The organism is Streptomyces sp. NPDC044984, from assembly GCF_040646935.1.
GTDB lineage: Bacteria > Actinomycetota > Actinomycetes > Streptomycetales > Streptomycetaceae > Streptomyces.
This window is the reverse complement of the sequence record NZ_JBEZBE010000033.1, coordinates 23139-43171: the sequence shown is the minus strand read 5'-3', so window position 1 is coordinate 43171 and position 20033 is coordinate 23139. Positions and strand designations below refer to the sequence as shown.

General features: G+C 72.9%; 18 protein-coding genes and 2 pseudogenes. 8 read left to right on the top strand and 12 right to left on the bottom strand.

What is annotated here, in order from left to right:
• Positions 1-89: 89 nt before the first annotated feature.
• The 7 genes and pseudogenes from AB0A94_RS29940 to AB0A94_RS29910 all read right to left on the bottom strand — a co-directional run.
• A pseudogene (locus AB0A94_RS29940) lies at positions 90-1346 on the bottom strand (MFS transporter); the annotation flags it as partial.
• Positions 1347-1348: 2 nt separating this feature from the next.
• Entirely contained in the window at positions 1349-2197 is an 849-nt protein-coding gene (locus AB0A94_RS29935) for an ABC transporter ATP-binding protein (RefSeq protein WP_361749064.1), read from the bottom strand.
• On the bottom strand, positions 2194-3246 hold the full coding sequence (locus tag AB0A94_RS29930; RefSeq protein ID WP_361749063.1) for an iron chelate uptake ABC transporter family permease subunit: 1053 nt from the start codon (positions 3244-3246) through the stop codon (positions 2194-2196). The genes AB0A94_RS29935 and AB0A94_RS29930 overlap by 4 nt, the downstream gene beginning before the upstream one ends.
• Positions 3243-4286, bottom strand: a complete 1044-nt coding sequence (locus AB0A94_RS29925; RefSeq protein WP_361749062.1) for an iron ABC transporter permease — start codon at positions 4284-4286, stop codon at positions 3243-3245. The genes AB0A94_RS29930 and AB0A94_RS29925 overlap by 4 nt, the downstream gene beginning before the upstream one ends.
• The gene (locus tag AB0A94_RS29920) at positions 4283-5335 is read right to left on the bottom strand and encodes an iron-siderophore ABC transporter substrate-binding protein (RefSeq protein WP_361749060.1); all 1053 of its coding nucleotides are present in this window, start codon (positions 5333-5335) and stop codon (positions 4283-4285) included. Before AB0A94_RS29920 ends, AB0A94_RS29925 begins: the two co-directional genes overlap by 4 nt.
• A 233-nt stretch (positions 5336-5568) precedes the next feature.
• On the bottom strand, positions 5569-6339 hold the full coding sequence (locus tag AB0A94_RS29915) for an AraC family transcriptional regulator (RefSeq protein WP_361749059.1): 771 nt from the start codon (positions 6337-6339) through the stop codon (positions 5569-5571).
• Positions 6340-6461: 122 nt separating this feature from the next.
• A complete protein-coding gene (locus AB0A94_RS29910) occupies positions 6462-7427 on the bottom strand; it encodes a dihydrodipicolinate synthase family protein (RefSeq protein WP_361749058.1) in 966 nt (321 codons plus the stop codon).
• Between the two features lie 314 nt (positions 7428-7741).
• Here AB0A94_RS29910 and AB0A94_RS29905 point away from each other — a divergent pair.
• From AB0A94_RS29905 to AB0A94_RS29895, 3 genes and pseudogenes are all read left to right on the top strand, one after another.
• Positions 7742-8837: pseudogene (locus AB0A94_RS29905) on the top strand (biotin/lipoate A/B protein ligase family protein).
• 181 nt (positions 8838-9018) lie between these two features.
• Complete coding sequence (locus tag AB0A94_RS29900) at positions 9019-9681, top strand: hypothetical protein (protein ID WP_361749057.1); 663 nt, start codon at positions 9019-9021, stop codon at positions 9679-9681.
• A gap of 346 nt (positions 9682-10027) precedes the next feature.
• Positions 10028-10939, top strand: a complete 912-nt coding sequence (locus AB0A94_RS29895; RefSeq protein WP_361749056.1) for a CAP domain-containing protein — start codon at positions 10028-10030, stop codon at positions 10937-10939.
• A 59-nt stretch (positions 10940-10998) separates the two neighbouring features.
• Here AB0A94_RS29895 and AB0A94_RS29890 read toward each other — a convergent pair whose 3' ends face one another.
• The 5 genes from AB0A94_RS29890 to AB0A94_RS29870 all read right to left on the bottom strand — a co-directional run bounded on the left by AB0A94_RS29890 (position 10999) and on the right by AB0A94_RS29870 (position 16094).
• Complete coding sequence (locus tag AB0A94_RS29890) at positions 10999-12000, bottom strand: TIGR03842 family LLM class F420-dependent oxidoreductase (protein WP_361749055.1); 1002 nt, start codon at positions 11998-12000, stop codon at positions 10999-11001.
• Between the two features lie 11 nt (positions 12001-12011).
• Positions 12012-13415 carry a dihydropyrimidinase gene (gene hydA, locus AB0A94_RS29885; RefSeq protein ID WP_361749054.1) on the bottom strand — a complete coding sequence of 468 codons (1404 nt, stop codon included), beginning with the start codon at positions 13413-13415 and terminating at the stop codon, positions 12012-12014.
• A gap of 60 nt (positions 13416-13475) precedes the next feature.
• Positions 13476-14762, bottom strand: a complete 1287-nt coding sequence (locus AB0A94_RS29880) for an aspartate aminotransferase family protein (protein WP_361749053.1) — start codon at positions 14760-14762, stop codon at positions 13476-13478.
• Complete coding sequence (locus tag AB0A94_RS29875; protein ID WP_361749052.1) at positions 14759-15601, bottom strand: nitrilase-related carbon-nitrogen hydrolase; 843 nt, start codon at positions 15599-15601, stop codon at positions 14759-14761. Before AB0A94_RS29875 ends, AB0A94_RS29880 begins: the two co-directional genes overlap by 4 nt.
• 223 nt (positions 15602-15824) lie before the next feature.
• Complete coding sequence (locus AB0A94_RS29870; protein WP_217135749.1) at positions 15825-16094, bottom strand: helix-turn-helix transcriptional regulator; 270 nt, start codon at positions 16092-16094, stop codon at positions 15825-15827.
• Between the two features lie 33 nt (positions 16095-16127).
• On the opposite strand from AB0A94_RS29870, the gene map reads away from it, so the two are divergent.
• The 5 genes from map to AB0A94_RS29845 all read left to right on the top strand — a co-directional run bounded on the left by map (position 16128) and on the right by AB0A94_RS29845 (position 20031).
• On the top strand, positions 16128-16904 hold the full coding sequence (gene map, locus AB0A94_RS29865; RefSeq protein WP_361749050.1) for a type I methionyl aminopeptidase: 777 nt from the start codon (positions 16128-16130) through the stop codon (positions 16902-16904).
• A gap of 408 nt (positions 16905-17312) precedes the next feature.
• Positions 17313-17423 (top strand): keywimysin-related RiPP, encoded by a 111-nt coding sequence (locus AB0A94_RS29860; RefSeq protein WP_107056101.1) that lies wholly within the window; start codon positions 17313-17315, stop codon positions 17421-17423.
• Positions 17424-17445: 22 nt separating this feature from the next.
• Complete coding sequence (locus AB0A94_RS29855) at positions 17446-19296, top strand: lasso peptide isopeptide bond-forming cyclase (RefSeq protein ID WP_361749049.1); 1851 nt, start codon at positions 17446-17448, stop codon at positions 19294-19296.
• A 46-nt stretch (positions 19297-19342) separates the two neighbouring features.
• Positions 19343-19597, top strand: coding sequence for a lasso peptide biosynthesis PqqD family chaperone (locus AB0A94_RS29850; RefSeq protein WP_361749048.1), 255 nt, complete (start codon positions 19343-19345; stop codon positions 19595-19597).
• Complete coding sequence (locus AB0A94_RS29845) at positions 19594-20031, top strand: lasso peptide biosynthesis B2 protein (RefSeq protein WP_361749047.1); 438 nt, start codon at positions 19594-19596, stop codon at positions 20029-20031. The genes AB0A94_RS29850 and AB0A94_RS29845 overlap by 4 nt, the downstream gene beginning before the upstream one ends.
• The last annotated feature ends 2 nt before the right edge of the window (positions 20032-20033 follow it).

The window sequence follows — 20033 nt, the reverse complement described above, 5'->3', positions numbered from 1 at the left end:
CCGGTGCCCTCGGCGTCCGGCGCGGTTCCGGCGCCCTCGGCATCTGGCGCGGTTCCGGCGCCCTCGGCGTCCGGCGCGGTTCCGGTGCCCTCGGCGGCGCGGCGGCGGGCGTCCTCGTCGGTGCGGGCGTCGTAGCTGATGAGCTTCGGCAGCGCGGCGGCGAGCAGGCCCACCGCCGCGACGCACGCGAGTCCGCCCGTCCAGATCGCGGGGCGGACACCGGTCCAGCCGGCCATCGCCCCGGCGCGGACCTGGCCCAGCTGCGGGCCGACGCTGTAGGAGAGGACCTCGATGCCGGCGAGCCGGCCGCGCAGCCGGTCGGGGATGGTCTGGTTCCAGATGGTCGAGCGGCCGAGACCGCTGAGCATGTCCCCCGCCCCCGCCAGACCGAGGCACGCCAGGACCAGCCACACGTTCGACGTCCAGCCGGCCGCCGCCATGGCCAGGCCCCAGCCGGCGGCGCCGAACACCACCAGCAGGCCGTGCCGCCGCGTCCGGGACACCCAGCCGCTCGTGAGGCTGAGCAGCAGCGACCCGACGGCGCCCGCCGAGTACATCAGGCCCAGCGACCAGTCGGCGTCGAGCTCGTCGGCGAGGAAGGGGAAGATCGTGTTGGGGAAGGCGAAGAACATCGCCGCCAGGTCCACCGCGTACGTGCCGAGGAGCACCGGCCGCGACCAGGCGTACCTGGCCCCTTCGGCGATGCCGCGCAACGACGGCTTGGCCGCGTGCTCGACGGGCGGCACGGGAGAGAGCCGACGGCACATCAGGACCGACGCGAGGAAGCAGACCACCGTGGTGGCGTACGCGGGGACGTTGCCCGCGTACGCCACCACGAGGCCGGCCAGCGCGGGTCCGCCGATCGCGCCCGCCTGCCAGCGCAGGGCGTTCAGCGCGGCGGCGGCGGCGAGCTGGTCGTGCGGGACGATCCGGGCCAGCAGCGAGTCCAGGGCGGGCCGCTGGAGTCCGGCGAGTGCCGCGACACCGGCCGCGACCACGTACAGCGGCCACAGCATGGGGCTGGGCAGCAGCGCGTTCAGCAGCAGGACGGCGGCCAGCACCCCCAGTCCCGCCTCGGTGAGCACGATGACCTTGCGCCGGTCCACGGCGTCGGCGAGTGCCCCGCCGTACAGGCCGAAGACCACCAGCGGCACCAGTTCGACGGCGCCCATCGCGCCCACCGCGAGCGGTGAACCGGTCAGCTCCTTGATCTGCAGCGGCAGCGCGATGAGCGCCATCACGCTGCCGACGTAGGTGACGACGCCCTGCACCCAGAGCAGGCGGAAGTCGCGGGAGGAGCGCCAGGGGGAGAGATCGGGGAGTACGGCGGCGAGTTTGGCGTGCATGGTCAGCGGCTCCCGGCCGGTTCCGGCGCGGGGGCGGCGTCCGCGTCCCCGGTCGTCGAGTGGTGGCGTCCGATCGGCAGGACGAGGGGCTTGCCCGAGACCGGGTCCTCGATGACGCGGCTGTCCATGCCGTAGACGGCCCGGACCGTGTCCTCGGTCATCACCTCCTCGGGTGTTCCGGCGGCGTGCAGCCGGCCCGCGGCCAGGGCGACGAGCCGGTCCGCGTAGCGCGCGGCCAGGTTGAGGTCGTGCAGGACCATGACGATCGTGGTGCCGCGGGTCCGGTTCAGGTCGGTCAGCAGGTCGAGGACCTCGATCTGGTGGCTGACGTCGAGGAACGTGGTGGGCTCGTCGAGCAGCAGCAGGTCGGTCTGCTGGGCCAGCGCCATCGCGATCCACACGCGCTGGCGCTGGCCGCCGGAGAGTTCGTCGACGGACCGGTCCATCAGTTCGGTCGTCTGTGTGGCCTCCAGCGCGGCGGCGACCGCGGCGTCGTCCTGGGCCGTCCAGCGGGAGAAGGCCCGCTGGTGGGGGTGGCGGCCCCGGCCGACCAGGTCGAGGACCGTGATGCCTTCGGGCGTGACCGGTGACTGCGGCAGCAGGCCGAGGGTGCGGGCGAGTTCCTTGGCGGGGGTGCGGTGGACCTCCTTGCCGTCCAGGACGACCCGGCCGGTGCGCGGGACCAGCAGCCGGGACATCGAGCGCAGCAGCGTCGACTTGCCGCAGGCGTTGGCGCCGACGATCACCGTGATCCGCCCGGCCGCGAGGGTCAGGTCCAGGCCCTCGATGACGGCGCGGTCGCCGTAGCCGAGCGTGAGGTCCTCGGTGGCGAGGGTGTGGGACGCGGTCACAGTGAGCCTCCGGCCCGGTTGGTGCGGACGATCAAGTAGACAAGGTAAGGCGCGCCGAGGACGCCGGTGACGACGCCCACCGGGTAGCGGGTGTCGAAGGCGTACTGGCCGGTGAAGTCGGCGACCAGGACGAGCAGGGAGCCGACCAGGCCGGCCGGCACCAGCAGGGAGCCGCCGGTTCCGGTGAGCCGGGCGGCGATCGGACCGGAGAGGAACGCGACGAAGGCGATCGGTCCGGCGGCCGCCGTGGCGAACGCGATCAGTCCGACGGCGGCGACGATCACGGTGACGCGGGTGCGTTCGACGCGGACGCCGAGCGCGGAGGCCGTGTCGTCGCCCAGGCTCAGCGCGCTCAGGTTGCGGCCCTGGGACAGCAGCACCGGGCCGAGCGCCAGCACGGCCAGGACGGTGGGCACGGCCTCCTCCCAGGTGGTGCCGTTGAGGCTGCCGGTGAGCCAGCGCATCGCCGCCTGGAGGTCCCACTCGCCGGCCCGGGACAGGACGTAGGAGGTGACGCTGTCGAGGAGGGCGGCGATGCCGATGCCGATCAGGATGAGCCGGGTGCCGGCGACCCCGTCGCGGAACGCGAGGACGTACACCAGCAGTGCCACCCCGAGCGCGGCGGCGATCGCCAGGGCGGACACCTGGGTCTCGCTCAGCGAGAAGGTGACGATGGCGATGGCCGCCGCCGCGCCCGCGCCCGCGCTGATGCCGATGACGTCGGGGCTGGCGAGCGGGTTGCGGAGCATCGTCTGGAAGGTGACGCCGGCCATGCCGAAGCTGAACCCGGCGGTCAGGGCGAGCACCGCGCGCGGCAGCCGCAGCGTGCCGACGGTGAAGGAGGCGCCCGGCACCCGCTCGCCCATGACGACGCGCAGCACGTCGGAGGCCGGGTAGAAGGTGTGCCCGGCCATGAGCGTGGTGCCGAAGGCGGCGACGACGAGGACCAGCAGGGCGCAGACGATCAGCCGTCGCCGGTACGCGCGGCGGACCCGGGCCCGGGTGACCGTGCGCAGGGTGGGCGGGGCGGTGACGACGGGGGCGCTCACAGGGATCTGACCTTCTGCCGGCGGACGATGTGGATGAAGAAGGGGGCGCCGACGAACGCGGTCACGATGCCCACCTCGATCTCGGACGGCCGGGCCACGACCCGCCCCACCACGTCGGCGACCGTCAGCAGGACGGCGCCGCCCAGCGCGGAGAACGGCAGCAGCCAGCGGTGGTCCACGCCCACCAGCAGCCGGCAGGCGTGCGGTACGACGAGTCCGACGAAGGCGATCGGGCCGGCGACGGCGGTGGACGCGCCGCACAGCACCACCGCGCCGAGCGCGGCGCCCGCCCGCACGAGGGCCACCCGCTCGCCGAGTCCGGCGGCCAGCTCGTCGCCCAGGGCGAGGGAGTTGAGGGCGCGGGCGGAGGCCAGGCAGACGACGAAGCCGGCGGCGAGGAACGGCAGGACGCTGCCGAGCTGCGCGTAGGTGGCGCCGCCGACGCCGCCGATCTGCCACAGCCGGAAGGTGTCGGAGATGTCGTTGCGCGGCAGGACGACGGCGCTGACCAGGGAGGCGAGCGCGGCCGCGATGGCGGCACCGGCGAGGGCCAGCTTCAGCGGGGTGGCGCCGCCCCGGCCCAGCGAGCCGACGGCGTACACGAACCCGGCGGTCACGGCCGCCCCGGTCATCGCCGCCCAGATGTACCCGGACACCGACGCGAGGCCGAAGTAGGCGATGCCGGTGACCACGGCGAGCGAGGCGCCCATGTTGACGCCGAGGATGCCGGGGTCGGCCAGCGGGTTGCGGGTGACGCCCTGCATGACCGCGCCGGAGAGGCCCAGGGCGGCGCCGACGGCGACGGCGAGGAGGGTGCGCGGTACGCGGTTGGCGACCGCCGCCTCCTCCAGGGTGCCCTCCGCTCCGCCGAGCGCCGCCCACACGTCGGCCCAGGCGACGTTCCGGGAGCCGAGGGCGAGGGAGGCCGTCATGGCGGCGAGCAGGACCGCGGCGACGACGAGGAGCCAGGTGACGCGCACGCGCGCCGGACGCCGCAGCGGGGCGGTGTCCGGCGCGGGCGGGTTCTCGGTGACGGTCACGCTGCCTTGTCCGCGGCCTCGGCGAGCGCCTTCACGTAGTCCTCCAGGACGTACGGGATGGACAGCGGGGTCGGGTTGGCGGCGGTGGCCAGCGGGGTGCTGCCGGGCAGCAGGTAGAGGGAGTCCCGCTTCACGGCGGCCAGCTTGGAGGTGAGCGGGTCCTTCTTGAGGGCCTTCAGCAGCTCGCCCTTGTCGTCCCCGTAGCCGGTGATGATGTCGACGTCGTTGAAGTCGTCGATGTGCTCGGCGCTCTTGGTGAGGACGAACTTCTTCGTCGACTCGGACGGCCCGGAGACGCTGGCGGGGATCTTCATGCCGAGGTCGGTGAAGAACTGCGTGCGGGTGTCGTGGGTGGTGTAGAAGCCGACCTGGCTGACGTTCTTGGACGACACGTGCGTCATGAACATCGCCGTCTTCCCCTTCAGCTGGGGGTACTTCGCGGCGGTCTTCTCGATCTGCCCCTCGAGGTCGGCGATCAGGTCGTCGCCCTCGTCGGCCAGTCCGATGGCCTTGCTGTTGAAGCGGATGATGTCGCGCCACGGGGTCGCCCAGGCGGCCTCGGGGTAGGCCACGACGGGGGCGATCTGGCTGAGGGTCTCGTAGTCCTGCTCCGTCAGTCCGGAGTACGAGGCGAGGATGACGTCCGGCCTGGTGTCGGCGACGGCCTCGAAGTCGATGCCGTCGGTCTCGTCGAACAGGACCGGCGTCTTGGCGTCGAGTTCCTTGAGCCGCTTCTCGACCCAGGGCAGTACGCCGTCGCCGTCGTCGTCGCCGAAGTTGGCCTTGGCCATGCCGACGGGGACGACGCCGAGGGCGAGCGGGACCTCGTCGTTGGCCCAGTTCACGGTGGCGACGCGCTTCGGCTTGTCGGGGATGACCGTGGTGCCGAGGGCGTGCTCGATCGTCACCGGGAACTGGCCGGAGCCCTTGGCGTCGGCACCGGCGGCGCCGCTGTCGTCGTCGGTGTCGCCGGACTCGCCGCCGCAGGCGGTGAGTCCGAACAGGAGGGCCGCCGCGAGGGCGAGCGCACGAAGGCGTGGGGTTCTCATCGACCGTGTTCCACTTTCGGTCCGGGGTGCCGGAGCTCGCACGTCCGGACCGGGGACCGTGGGTCGTGGAGCAGGGCACCAGACTCGCTACAGCAAGTTAGGTAAGGCTTGCCTGAACAGCGTATGGAGTGGGGGCGCTTCGATCAATCGAGCCTTTTCGACATCCGTTGTAGCGATCGGGACATGCGGGCGGACGGGTTCCCCGGACGACGGCCGTCGCCCTCCCCGGTCCTTCAGCGCGCCCGGAACCTGCCGGGGGTCATGCCGGTCGTCCGCCGGAAGGCCGCCCCGAAGGCGCTCGCCGAGCGGTAGCCGACCGCGTCGGCCACCACGTCGACCTCGAAGCCCAGGGACAGCAGCTGCACGGCGTGCTGGGCCCGCACCGAGGCGACCCAGCGGGCGAAGCTCGTGCCCGTCTCGCTCTGGAACGCGCGGGTGATCGTGCGGGCGCTGCACCCGAGGGCGGCGGCCCAGCCGGTGAGCGTGCGCTGGTCGGAGGGATCGGCCCGTACGGCGTCCACGATGGGCCGCAGCAACGCGGAGGTGGGCAGCTGCACCAGCAGCGCCCGGGACGACGGGCACAGCACGTCGAGCACCATCGCCTCGGCCACGGCCCTGGAGCGCGGCGGCAGACCGGGCTCCTCGAGCCGCTCCAGGAGCAGCCGGAGCAGCGGGGTGATCTCCACGGCCACCGGCTCGTCGGGCAGCGCCGACCGTGTGCCGTGCCGGAAGAAGTGGGCGCGGTAGGAGGTCCCGGCGACCGCGGAGGCGGAGTGCAGCTGCCCCGCCGGCATCCACAGGCCCAGCGTCGGCGTGATGCACCACACCTGGGACCCGACCACGGCGGTGGAGGTGCCGTACTCGTTCCAGAGGAGTTCGTGCCAGGGGTGCGAGTGTTCGTTCCACGTCGTGTCGGCGGCGACGACCTCCTCGTACCCCTGGATCACGAAGGGCACGTCCCCCTCGCCGGCGGCGAGTGCCGGCAGGTCCCTGATGACACGCATGCGCTCAGGCTAACCGGCCCCCGTCCTGCGCCGACCGCCGGCCAGCAGCCGGGGCCGGCCGCGAAGTCCCTGGTCGGCGAGGCTGCGGCCGGTCACCGGTGCGTCGTCCGGGTGCCGTGCCGTCACCGGGCCGGGAGCAGGCCGGCGCCGCGCAGCCGCTGCTCGACGAGCGCGATCGCGGCGTCGCCCAGCTGGATCTGCGGGGCCGCGGTGGTGCCGTCGGCGAACACCCCGAGCAGGCGCAGCGCGTGCTTGAAGGCACCGATGGCGGAGGAGTTGCGGCCCATCTCGTTCTCCGGTCCGGCGTCGACCATGCCGAACAGCTCGACGAGCCGCTCCTGTTCCTCGACGGCACGGTCGAGGTCGCCGCCGCGTACGGCGTCGTAGAGGCGTACGTACCCGGCGGGGTCCACGTTGCCCAGGCCGGGCACGACGCCGTCGGCGCCGGCCAGCAGGGCGGTGTCCACGGTGAGTTCGGAGCCGGTGAGGATGCTGAAGGAGGGCGCCGGGCCGTCGGCGCGGCCCTCGCGCCCGCCGAGTCCGACGATGAGCCGGCGCAGGGAGCCCTCGTCGCCGCTGCTGTCCTTGAGGCCGGCCAGCGTGCCGTCCGCGGCGAGTTCGCGCACCAGGGCGACGGAGAGCTTGCTGTGCACGGAGACCGGGAGGTCGTAGGCGTACAGGGGCAGGCCGACGCGGGAGCGGACGGTGCGGAAGTGGTGGGCGATCTCGACGGGGTGGGTCCGGGTGTAGAAGGGTGCGGTCGCGACCAGCGCGTCGGCGCCGGCCTCGCGGGCGGCCTCCGCGTGGACGAGGACGCGGGGCGTGGTCATGTCGATGACGCCGGCGAGCACGGGGACGCGGCCCGCGACGGCCCCGACGACGGTCCGCAGCACCACCTCCCGCTGCCGGTCGGTGAGGAAGGCGACCTCACTGCTGGAGCCCAGGGCGAACACCCCGTGCACCCCCTCGCTCACGAGGCGCTCCACGTGCCGGGTGAGCGAGACGGTGTCGACCTCGCCCGACGCGTCCAGGGGGGTGCAGACGGGCGGCACGACGCCGCGGAGGGGCTGGGACTGGGACGGGGTCATGGTGCCTCCTGGGCTGGACGGATGGTGGCGGGCCGGGCCGCCCGGGTCCCGGAGGGCTCCCGCCACCCGTGCCCCGAGCTCCTGCCGTCGGCCACGCCCAGTCTGCTGGAACGTCCCGGGCGGATCGTGCCGCACCGCCCTGTGCCCCCCGGCAATCGACCCGCCACCCTCCGACCGCCCGTTCCGCACCCGTTCCCGTTCCGCACCCGTTCCCGGTCGCCGCCGGGGCCGCCCGGCCTCCCGCCGGTCCGGGGCGGGGAACACCCCGGCCCCCGCCGGTGCTGGCGTCCACGACAGCGGGGAAAGGCGGAGCCGTGCACGGTGAGTACAAGGTTCCCGGCGGCAAGCTCGTCGTCGTGGACCTGGACGTGGAGGACGGCGTGCTGCGCCGCGCGCGGGTGGCGGGCGACTTCTTCCTGGAACCCGACGAGGCGCTGGACGCCGTGAACCGCGCCCTGGACGGCGCCCCCGCCGACACCGACGCCGCCGGGCTCGCCGCGCGGATCGACGCGGCCCTCCCCGAGGGGACCGTGATGTACGGGCTCACCCCGGAGGGCGTCGGCACCGCGGTGCGCCGCGCGCTCGCGCACGCCACCGACTGGACCGACTACGACTGGCAGGTGGTCCACGAGGGCCCGCAGTCCCCCGCCCTGCACATGGCGCTGGACGAGGTCCTGACCGCCGAGGTCGCCGCCGGCCGGCGTCCTCCCCCACTGCCTTGAGGGCGTGGGGGGACCCCCACCGCTGCGGGTGTGGGAGTGGGGCGCCCCGGCGGTGATCATCGGGAGCTTCCAGTCGCTGCGCAACGAGGTCGACCCCGAGGGCGCCCGGCGGCACGGCGTCGAGGTGGTGCGCCGGATCTCCGGCGGCGGCGCGATGTTCGTGGAACCCGGCAACACCATCACGCACTCGCTGTCCGTGCCGGAGGCGCTGGTGCAGGGGCTGTCGTTCCAGGACAGCTACGCCTACCTTGACGACTGGGTGCTGGGCGCGCTCGGCGAGATGGGGATCCAAGCCTGGTACCAGCCGCTGAACGACATCGCCACCGACCAGGGCAAGATCGCGGGCGCCGCGCAGAAGCGGATCGTGGGCCCGGACGGCGGTCCCGGCGCGGTGCCGCACCACGTGACGATGGCGTACGACATCGACGCCGACAAGATGCTCGACGTGCTGCGCATCGGCCGGGAGAAGCTGTCCGACAAGGGCACCAGGAGCGCGAAGAAGCGGGTGGACCCGCTGCGTCGGCAGACCGGTCTGCCGCGCGAGGCCGTCATCGAGCGGATGATCGACTCGTTCCGCGCCCGGTACGGGGCGGCGGACGGCAAGGTGACGGACCAGGAGCTGGCCCTCGCGGAGGAACTGGCGCGGACGAAGTTCACCACGCCGGATTGGACCGCCCGCGTGCCCTGAGCACGCAAATCACCTCTTGACGGGGGGAATTGAGGCAAGTCGCCTCCTCCGGCGGTACGCACCTGTCACCGCCCCCCTACGGAGCGAGTTGGCCCTTCCCGCACCGTGGGAACGCGTGTGACACTGGCGTCCCGTCCGCTGTGCGGACCCCCTCCGCACCGTCCCCCACGAAGAGTGCGCCGTGCGTTCCTTTCCCCTGCCGGTCGCCCTGACCGCGCGCCTGTCCCCGGTCATCGTCCTCGCCGCGGCCGGCTGGGCGCTGTCCTCCGGCCCGACGGACGCGCCGTCGAAGGCCGCGGACCAGCCGACCGGGAAGACGAAGACCGAGTCCGCCGCCCCTTCGCGGACGCAGGCGGTGAAGACGTACGCCGCCGCGCCGGCACCGTGCGACAGCGTTGTCGAGAAGACCGTCAAGTCCCTTGTGCCGGGCGCCAGGACGGCCGGCAAGGAGATACCGTCCACGGACTCGGACCTGCGCCGCACCTGCTCCTGGAACGCGCTCAAGGGCTACGAGTACCGCTGGCTCGACGTCTCCTTCGAGGTGCTGGAGTCGGACGAGGCGGCGGAGCGGTCGTACCAGGGGCGGCTGGCGGACATGAGCGGCGGGGGCGCGGTCCCCGGGCTCGGGGACGCGGCGTACTCCGTCGTGAACCTCACCACCGAGGACAAGCAGCAGACGCGCGAGGGCGTGGTGGTGGCCCGCGCCTCCAACGCGCTGGTGGTCGTGACGTACAACGGCAGCGACTTCGAGTCGAAGAAGGCACCGGGCACGGACGAGATCAACAAGGGCGCCATCAAGGCCGCCAAGGAGGCGATGGCGGCACTGGAGAAGAACCGGAATTGATGGTTCCGTGACATCTGTCACAGCTGTCGACGATCTGCGCGGGTCGCTTAGTAGCGATCATCCTGGCGACATAGGGGACTTGTCCGTCTTGCCGTGAATGCGGACGGGGGCGGGGCAGGGGGTGCCCGGGTGGAAAGCCGGTGGCCACCGCTCCTTCGCCGCATACGGCTTTCTGACGGGGCGGCAGACGTCCCGAGAGGCACGCCGCGGGCGGGTCGGCATGCTCTCCCGCCCGTCGCAAGCCCCCTGCGGTCCTACGAAGCCCGGTAGTACGAGGGCCCTTTGCGCCCGGCGCCGGGGCGTCCGAAGAATGACCAGCCTCCGGACAGCAGGGGTGAGGTCACTCATGGGAAAGCATCGTCATCAGAAGCAGTACCGGCGGACGGTCGTCGCGGCTGTCGCCATGGGGGTCATAGGCATACCCTCGGTCGCCATGGCCTGCACGGACTGGTCCGGCGACGACAGCCGGCAGAGCCAGGGCGCGGCGGCCGGGACCGAGGGCGGGTGGGGCGGCCCCGACTGGTACGGCCAGTGGAGCAGCCGGCAGCCCGGTGAGCCCACGGCCCTGCCGTCGGACACGCCGACCGCCACCGCGAGCGCCTCGAAGCCCGGCACGCCGAAGCACAGCAGCGCGAAGCCGTCGCACAAGCCGAAGACGAAGGCCCCCGGGGCAGCCACCTCCAAGCCCACCACCGCGGCCCCGAAGCCCACCACGGCCGCTCCCAAGCCCACCACCGCGGCCCCGAAGCCCACCACGGCCGCTCCCAAGCCCACCACCGCGGCCCCGAAGCCCACCACCGCGGCTCCCAAGCCCACGACCGCGGCCCCGAAGCCCACCGCCACCGCGCCGAGCCCGGCCGCACCGGGCGGCGCCAGTGCCTCCGGAGCCGTCGCCAAGGTCGTGGAACTCGTCAACGCCGAACGCGCCAAGGCCGGTTGCTCCCCGGTGAAGGCGAACGCCACCCTGGCCAAGGCCGCGCAGGACCACAGCGAGGACATGGCGGCGAGCGGCACCATGTCGCACACCGGGTCGGACGGCTCCTCGCCCGGCGACCGCATCACCCGCGCCGGCTACAGCTGGAGCACCTACGGCGAGAACGTCGCCCACGGCTACTCCACCCCCGAGCAGGTGATGACCGGCTGGATGAACAGTCCCGGCCACAAGGAGAACATCCTCAACTGCGGGTTCAAGGAGATCGGTGTCGGTCTCGCCCAGCCCGGCTCCTACTGGACCCAGGACTTCGGCACGGCCCGGTAGCCCCCGCACGCGCACGCGCGCCGGAGGCGTACCGGCAGGGGCGTACCTGTTCGGGGCGGTTACCGGCGGAGTGCCGGGATGATCTCCGCGCCGTACGCGTCGATCGTCGTCTCCTGCGCGTCGTGCATGTCGTACACGGCGAACTGGTCCACGCCCAGCTCGCGCAGCGCCCGCAGCTTCTCGACGTGCGCCTCGACCGGGCCGAGCAGGCAGAACCGGTCGACGATCTCGTCGGGGACGAAGTCCGTGGACGGGTTGCCGGCCCGCCCGTGGTGGCTGTAGTCGTAGCCGTGCCGTTCCTTGATGTACGACGTCAGCGCCTCGGGGACCAGGCCGGAGTGCTCGCCGTAGCGGGCGACCAGGTCGGCGACGTGGTTGCCGACCATGCCGCCGAACCAGCGGCACTGCTCCCGGGCGTGCGCCAGGTCGTCGCCCACGTACGCCGGGGCGGCGACGCAGACGGTGACGGAGGCGGGGTCGCGCCCCGCCTCCGCGGCCGCGGCGCGCACGGCCTTCACCATCCACTCGGTGAGGTACGGGTCGGCGAGCTGGAGGATGAAGCCGTCGGCCTTCCGTCCGGCGAGGGCCAGCGCCTTCGGCCCGTACGCCGCCATCCAGACGGGCAGCTTCCCGTCCCGCACCCACGGGATCCGCAGCGGCTGCCCGTCGACCTCGGCCTCCCGCCCCTCGGCGAGGTCGCGGATCGCGTCGATCGCCTCCCCGAGGCGGGCCAGCGTGTTGGGCCTGCGTCCGGCGACGCGCATCGCGGAGTCGCCGCGGCCGATGCCGCAGACGGTGCGGTTGCCGAACATGTCGTTGAGGGTGGCGAAGGTGGAGGCGGTGACCTCCCAGGTGCGGGTGCCCGGGTTGGTGACCATCGGGCCGACCTTCAGTCCCGTGGTGTTGGCCAGGACCTGGCTGTAGATCACGAAGGGTTCCTGCCACAGCACGGCGGAGTCGAAGGTCCAGCCGTGGGTGAAGCCGTTCCGCTCGGCGCGCTTCATCAGGCTGACGACCCGTGAGGCCGGCGGGTCGGTCTGCAGGACGAGTCCGAAGTCCATGCGCGGCTCTCCTAGGTGAGGTACTGACAGGTGGAGCGCGGGGTGTAGACGCCGTGTCCGGCCCGCCCGGTGTACTCCCGGTCGGTGATGACGGGGACGCCGCGCGAGAGGACGGTCTCGACGCGGCCGGTGACCCGCCTGCCCTCGTAGGCCGAGTAGTCGACGTTCATGTGGTGGGTGTCGGCGGACATGACCTGCTCGGCGTGCGGGTCGTAAATGACGACGTCGGCGTCGGCACCGGGCGCGATGGTGCCCTTCTTCGGGTACAGGCCGAACATCCGGGCCGGGGTGGCGCAGGCGATCTCGATCCAGCGGCGGCGGGAGAGGTGTCCGTCGAGGACGGCCTGGTGGAGCAGGTCCATGCGGTTCTCCACGCCGGGGAGACCGTTGGGGATCTTGGAGAAGTCGCCGCGGCCGAGTTCCTTCTGGCCGGTGAAGCAGAAGGGGCAGTGGTCGGTGGAGACCACCTGGAGGTCGTTGGTGCGCAGGCCCCGCCAGAGGGCCGCCTGGTGCTCCTTCGGCCTGAGCGGGGTGCTGCACACGTACTTGGCGCCCTCGAAGCCGGGCTCGGCGAGGTTGTCGGTGGAGAGGAACAGGTACTGCGGGCAGGTCTCGCCGAAGACGTTCAGCCCTTCGTCGCGGGCCCGGGTCAGCTCGGCGACCGCCTCCGTCGCGGAGACGTGCACCACGTACAGCGGGGCACCGGCGACCTGGGCGAGCCGGATGGCGCGGTGGGTGGCCTCGGCCTCGAGGAGGGCCTTGCGGACCTCGCCGTGGAAGCGGGGATCGGTCTCGCCGCGGGCGAGGGCCTGTTCGACGAGCACGTCGATGGCGATGCCGTTCTCGGCGTGCATCATGATCAGCCCGCCGTTCTCGGCGGAGCGCTGCATGGCGCGCAGGATCTGGCCGTCGTCGGAGTAGAAGACACCTGGATACGCCATGAATTGCTTGAATGACGTGACGCCCTCTTCCACCAGGAGGTCCATCTCCTTCAGCGTCTCGTCGTTGACGTCCGAGACGATCATGTGGAAGCCGTAGTCGATGGCGCAGGTGCCCTCCGCCTTGGCGTGCCAGGCGTCCAGGCCCTGGCGCAGGGACCGGCCGACGCTCTGCACGGCGAAGTCGACGACGGTGGTCGTACCGCCCCAGGCGGCGGCCCGGGTGCCCGTCTCGAAGGTGTCGGAGGCGAAGGTGCCGCCGAACGGCAGCTCCATGTGGGTGTGGGCGTCGACCCCGCCCGGGATGACGTACTTGCCGGTGGCGTCGATGGTCCGGTCGGCGGTGAAGGCCTCGGCGGCCGGGGTGGCGGAGGCGGCGAGGGCGGCGATGCGGCCGTCCTCGATCAGGACGTCGGCGTGGATCTCGTCGGAGGCGGTGATGACGAGGCCTCCGCGGATGACGGTACGGCTGCTCATGGGCTCCCTCTCTACGAGCTTTGCGAGCTCTACGAGTTCTACGAGCTCTGCGAGCCGGTGCTACGACGTGCTCCTCAGGGCGCGTTCGAGGATCGCGGCGCCCTCCTCGGCCTCCGCCACGTTGAGGGACAGCGGTGGGGCGATGCGCAGGACGCTGGTGTCGTGGCCGCCGCCCTTGCCGATGAGCAGACCGCCCTCGCGGGCCGCCTCCAGGACGGCGGACGCGGCCGCCGGGTCGGCCTCGTCGGTGCCGGGCTTCGTCAGCTCGACGCCGATCATCAGCCCGCGCCCGCGGACCTCGCGCACGGCGGGGACGTGGGCGGCGGCGGCCCGCAGCCGCTCGATGAGCAGGCCGCCGACCCGGCGGGCGTTGCCCTGGAGGTCGTGCTCCAGCAGGTAGGTGAGGTTGGCCAGGCCCGCCGCCATGGTGATCTGGGTGCCGCCGAAGGTCGAGATGCTGTGGGCGTCCAGGCAGTTCATGATCTCGGCGCGGGCGACGACCCCGCCGATGGACATGCCGTTGCCGATGCCCTTGGCGAAGGTCAGCATGTCGGGCGGCCCGCCGCGGCCGTGCGCCTGCCAGCCCCAGAAGTGCTCGCCGGTGCGGCCCCAGCCGGTCTGCACCTCGTCGGAGATCCACAGGACGCCCCGCTCGTGCAGCACCTCGCGGAAGGCCGCGTACAGGCCGTCGGGCGGCGAGGTGAAGCCGCCGACGCCCTGGATCGGCTCGGCGATCAGCGCGGCGGGCGGGCGGGTGTGGCCGAGGACGTCCTTGAGGTCGTCGACGCAGGCCGCGACGAAGTCGTAGTCGTCGAGCGCGGCGAACGGGCCCCGGCTGCGCACACCGCCGTGGACGTAGAGCGTCTGCAGCGGGGAGAGCGAGGTCGGGGACCAGCTCCGGTTGCCGGTGACGCCGACCGAGCTGAAGGAGCGGCCGTGGTAGCTGTTGCGCATGGCCAGGATCGTGTTGCTGCGCCGGTAGGTGGTGGCGAGCAGCAGGGCGGTGTCGTTGGCCTCGGTGCCGGAGGTGGTGAAGAACACCCGGGCGTCCGGGATGCCGCTCAGCTTCGCGATGCGCTCCGCGAGTTCCACCATCTGCCGGTTGAGGTAGAGGGTGGAGGAGTGGACGATCCGCCCGGCCTGCTCACTCACCGCCTTGGTGACCTCGGGCAGGGCGTGGGCGGTCATGGTGGTGAGGATGCCGCCGAAGAAGTCGAGGTAGCGGTTGCCGTGGGAGTCCCAGACGTGGCGGCCCTCGCCGTGGGTGATCTCGATGGGCTCCTCGTAGTAGAGGGCGAGCCAGTCGGGCAGCACGGACCGGTGGCGGCCCAGCAGGTCGTCGGTCACGGCCGCACCAGCCCCTCGTAGGCGTCGGGGCGGCGGTCGCGGTAGAAGGCCCACGTCTGCCGCACCTCCTCGATGAGGCCGAAGTCCAGGTCGCGGACCACGAGTTCCTCCTTGCTGTCGCTGGCGACGTCACCGACGAACTGTCCGCGCGGGTCGACGAAGTACGAGGTGCCGTAGAAGTCGTTGTCGCCGTACTCCTCCACGCCCACGCGGTTGATGGCGGCGACGAAGTACTCGTTGGCGACGGCCGCCGCCGGCTGCTCCAGCCGCCACAGGTGGGACGAGAGGCCGCGGTGCGTGGCGGACGGGTTGTAGACCAACTGGGCGCCGTTGATGCCGAGTTGCCGCCAGCCCTCCGGGAAGTGGCGGTCGTAGCAGATGTAGACGCCGACCTTGCCCACGGCGGTGTCGAAGACCGGCCAGCCGAGGTTGCCGGGCCGGAAGTAGAACTTCTCCCAGAAGCCCTTGACCTGCGGGATGTGGTGCTTGCGGTACTTGCCGAGGACGGTGCCGTCGGCGTCGATCACGGCGGCGGTGTTGTAGTAGTAGCCCGACTGCTCGATCTCGAACACCGGCACGACGATCACCATGCCGGTCTCGCGGGCCAGTTCCCGCATCCGGCGGACGGTCGGCCCGTCGGGCACGGGCTCGGCCCAGCGGTAGTGCTCGGGATCCTGGACCTGGCAGAAGTAGGGGGCGTTGAACACCTCCTGGAACCCGATGACCTTCGCGCCCCGCCGGGCCGCCTCACGGGCGTGCTCCTCGTGTTTCACCAGCATGGACTCGGTGTCCCCGGTCCAGGTGGCCTGGACCAGAGCGGCACGTACGACGTTGGTCATGAGCTGCTCCTTCGACGCGACGTCAGAGCCTCTACGCCCGTAGAAGGGGTCGTAGAGGGACGAACCTAAGCCTCTCGGGCGGCCTTGCCAAGACCATCGTCGTGAACCCGCTGAGTCGATCGCGTTTCGCACTCCTGTGGGTGAGCCGACCGTACGACGCCCTGCCGCAGGATCCGCTTCCCGTCGCGTCACAGCGACGCCACGGAGAGCTCTGCGGCGGGACTCAGGCGGCGGCCGAAGGGGCGGGCGCGGCCGGTGCGCAGCGCACCGCCACCTCGTCCATCGACAGGCCGAGCGTGCCGGCCAGCGCGGCCACCGTGAAGAACGCGGGGGTCGGGGCCCGGCCGGTCTCGATCTTGCGGAGGGTCTCCGCCGAGATGCCGGCGCTCGCCGCGACGTCGGCCATGCTGCGGCCGCCGCGCGCCTCGCGCAGCAGCCTGCCGAGCCGCTCGCCGCGTTCACGCTCTTCCGGGGTCAAGGGGGTGCGCACCATGGCACCCATTCTAATACCGGTATAGTAATTGGCATGGTGGAACTGAAGACCGACACATCGATCGATGCCATGTACGAGGCGGGCCAGGTCGTCGCGGGTGCGCTGACGGCCGTACGGAAAGCCGCCGACGTGGGCGTTTCCCTGCTGGAGCTGGACGAGGTGGCGCGGGACGTACTGCGTGCGGCGGGTGCGGCCTCGCCCTTCCTGGGCTACCGGCCCTCCTTCGCGCCGACCCCGTTCCCCGCGGTGATCTGCGCCTCCGTGAACGACGCGATCGTGCACGGCATCCCGGACGGCTACCGGCTGCGCGACGGGGACCTGGTCTCCGTCGACTGCGGTGCCCAACTGGGCGGCTGGGCCGGGGACTCGGCGATCAGCTTCACCGTGGGCACCCCGCGCCCGGCCGACGTGACGCTGATCGAGACCGCCGAGCGGGCGCTCGCGGCGGGCATCGCGGCGGCCGTCGTCGGCAACCGCGTCGGCGACATCGCGCACGCGATCGGCACGGTGTGCCGCGGCGCGGGCTACGGCATCATGGAGGACTTCGGCGGCCACGGCATCGGCCGCCGCATGCACGAGGACCCGGGCGTGCCGAACGAGGGCCGGCCGGGCCGGGGGATGCCGCTGCGGCACGGCATGTGTCTCGCGATCGAGCCGATGCTCATCGCCGGCGGCACCGACACCTACCACACCGCCCCGGACGGCTGGACCCTCCGCACGAACGACGGCTCCCGCGCCGCCCACGTGGAACACACGGTGGCGATCACCGAGAACGGACCGCGCGTCCTGACGGCCCGCCGGACCGCCTGAGAACGCCCGCACCCCCTGCAACACCCTCTCCCCTCCCCGCACAGGCGGAGGCGCATGGTGCACGCCGGAAGGCCGGGAACGCGCCCCGGCGGCTCCCCTCCGCCCCTCGCGGCAGGACCGCCGTGCCGGGCCGGCGGTCCCGCACCGAAGCCGAGATGGGAACGTTTCTTCGCACAAATGTCCGGGCGAACCGCCCCCGCGCGCCCCACCGGACCGGACGACACCGGACCGGCCGGCAAGCGGAGTCCTCGAGGTTTTGCATACGGTCATACTTTTCCGGACCTTCTTGCCCTGACCGGTGGTTCTGCCGCTAGCTGGGTGCCGCACCGCTCCCCGCTCCGGGCTCCCGATGAGCCGCGGGCATGTCGACGAGGGGAGCGGCCGAGCAGCCAGCACGCGAGGAGAGTCATGAAGAAGGCATACGAAGCGCCGACCCTCGTCCGTCTCGGTACGTTCCGCAAGGAGACCGGGCTCCTGGGCCGGGCCGGAAACGACCGGCTGATCCTGAGCAAGAACTGACGGACGGTACCGAACCGACGTCATGACACCACTGCACGAAAGTGCGGGGACGGGCCCCGGCGAGGCGCACTTCGCGGTCTTCACCGACCGCGAGGAGGCGGCCGCCGCGGCCCGCTCCTTCGCCCGGCCCGGCTGCCGGACCGTGGACCACCCCTCGGGCCGGCCCTGGCTGGTCGGTCACTGGCGCGACGACGAGGCCGTCACCGCACACGCCGGCGAGGCCGCCCTGGCGGTCCTCGGCTGCTGCCCGGTGGAGGCGGACGAACTGCGGCACCGGGCGGCCCGGTTGCGCGACCTCGCCGAGGTCGACGCGCTGGCCCGCTCCCTCCCCGGCAGCTTCCACCTGGTGGCCGCCCTCCACGGGAGGATCCGGGTCCAGGGCACGGCCTCCGGCCTCCGGCTGGTCTTCCACGCGCAGATCGCCGGCACCCGGGTCGTCGCCAGCCGGGCCGACGTGCTCGCCGACGCCCTCGGCCTCGACCCCGACCCCGCGGAACTGGCCGTCCGGCTGCTGTGGCCCGCCCCGCATCCGCTGTACGAGACGTCGCTGTGGCCCGCCGTCACCGCCGTACCCCCGCAGGACGCGGTGGTCGTCGCGGCGGACGGGCGCGGCGCACGGCACACGCGGTGGTGGACGCCGCCCGAACCGGTCGTGCCGCTGATGGAGGCGGCCGGCCCGGTCCGCGCGGCGCTCCAGGACGCCGTCGACGCGCGGACCCGGCAGGGCGGCGTGGTCAGCTGCGACCTGTCCGGCGGGCTGGACTCCACCTCCGTCTGCTTCCTCGCCGACCGCTCCCCCGCCCGCGTGGTGGCCTCCACCTGGCCGGGACGCGACCCGGCCGACACCGACCTGTACTGGGCCGAGCGGGCCGCCGGGTACCTCCCGGACGTCGAGCACGTGGTCTGGGACGCCGACGCCTCGCCGCTGGTCTACGACGACCTGCTGGACATCGACGACGGCCTCGACGAACCCACCATCGGCGTCATGGACCGCTCCCGGGCCCTGCACCACCTGCCGGGACTGGCCGCGCGCGGCAGCCGCGTGCACCTGACCGGCATCGGCGGCGACCACGTGGCCTGGTGCTCCGAGGCGTACTACCACCGGCTGCTGCGCACCCGCCCGCTGCACGCGCTGCGGCAGCTGCGCGGGTTCCGGGCCCTGTGGCAGTGGCCGCTCGACGGCACGGTCCGCGCCCTGGCCGACACACGGCCGTACGGGAAGTGGCTCGCCGACGCCGCCGGCCGGCTGCGCGACCCGTCCCCGTCCTCCGTCGCCACCGCACTCGGCTGGGGCATGGCCCCCCGCCTGCTCGGCTGGATGACCGCGGACGCCGAACGGCTGGCACGGCGGGCACTGCTCGACGCCGCGGCGACGGCGACTCCGCTCCACCCCGACCGGGGCATGCACGCGGACCTGGAGCAGATCCGCTCCACCACCCGCGTCATCCGGCAGTGGGACCACATGGCGGCCCGCGCCGGCCTGCCGATGGCCTCGCCCTTCCTGGACGACCGGGTCGTCGAGGCGTGCCTGGCCGTGCGTCCGGCCGAGCGCGTCACACCGTTCCGGTACAAGCCGGTGCTGACCACCGCGATGAGCGGGGTGGTTCCCGAGCCGTGCCTGCGCCGGACCACCAAGGCCGCGGCCTCCATGGACGCCTCCAACGGACTGCGCGAGAACCGTGCCGACCTGCTGGCGCTGTGGGAGGACTCCCGGCTGGAGCGGCTGGGACTGGTGGACGGCGCCGAGCTGCGCCGGCTCGCCCGGCGGCCGGCCTCCCCCGGTCTGTCCGACGCCGTCCTCTACTCGACGATCGCCGCCGAGGTGTGGCTGCGCGGGCGCTCCCGCAGCCGCGGCGGTACCCGTATCCCGTAGCCCTCCGTGGCCGCGAGGGCCCCTCGCGGCACAGAAAGGCGATGCCATGCCCCTGCGCTTCGACGCACACGTCTCCACCGCCGAGACCGACTACGGCACCGTGCTCCTGAACGAACGGGCCGGAGACTACTGGGAGCTGAACCCCACCGCCACGCTGGTGGTGCGGACGCTGATGGACGGCGGCGAGATCGCCGACGCGGCCGCCGTACTGGTCCGCGAGTTCGACATCGAGCGGCCGCAGGCCCTGCGGGACGTCGAGGCGCTCGTCCGCGACCTGCGCGAGGCGGGGCTGGCCTCATGACCACGCCCAGCGCGCTGGAACGCCCCACCGGGGTGCCGCTCGGGCTGCGCCTGGTCGCCCGTCTGGTCCTGCTGCCCGCCTTCCTGCTCACCCTGCTGCCGCCCCGCCGCATCCGCGCCGTGCTGTGCGTCCTGCGGCGCGGCGCGGCACCCGCCACGGCCGCCCAGGCCCAGAACGCGCGGGACGCCCTGTGCGCGGTCAGCCTGCGCTGCACCGGTCCGAAGGGCTGCCTGCCCCGTTCCCTGGGCGCCGTCCTGCTGTGCCGGCTGCGGGGCACGTGGCCGACCTGGTGCGCCGGGGTCCGGGTCGTGCCGCCCTTCACCGCGCACGCCTGGATCGAGGCGGAGGGCCTCCCGGTCGGGGAGGGCGTGCCCGAGGGGTACTTCGCCCGGCTGGTCTCCGTCGAGCCCCGTCCCCGCCCGCCGTCCCGGTGACC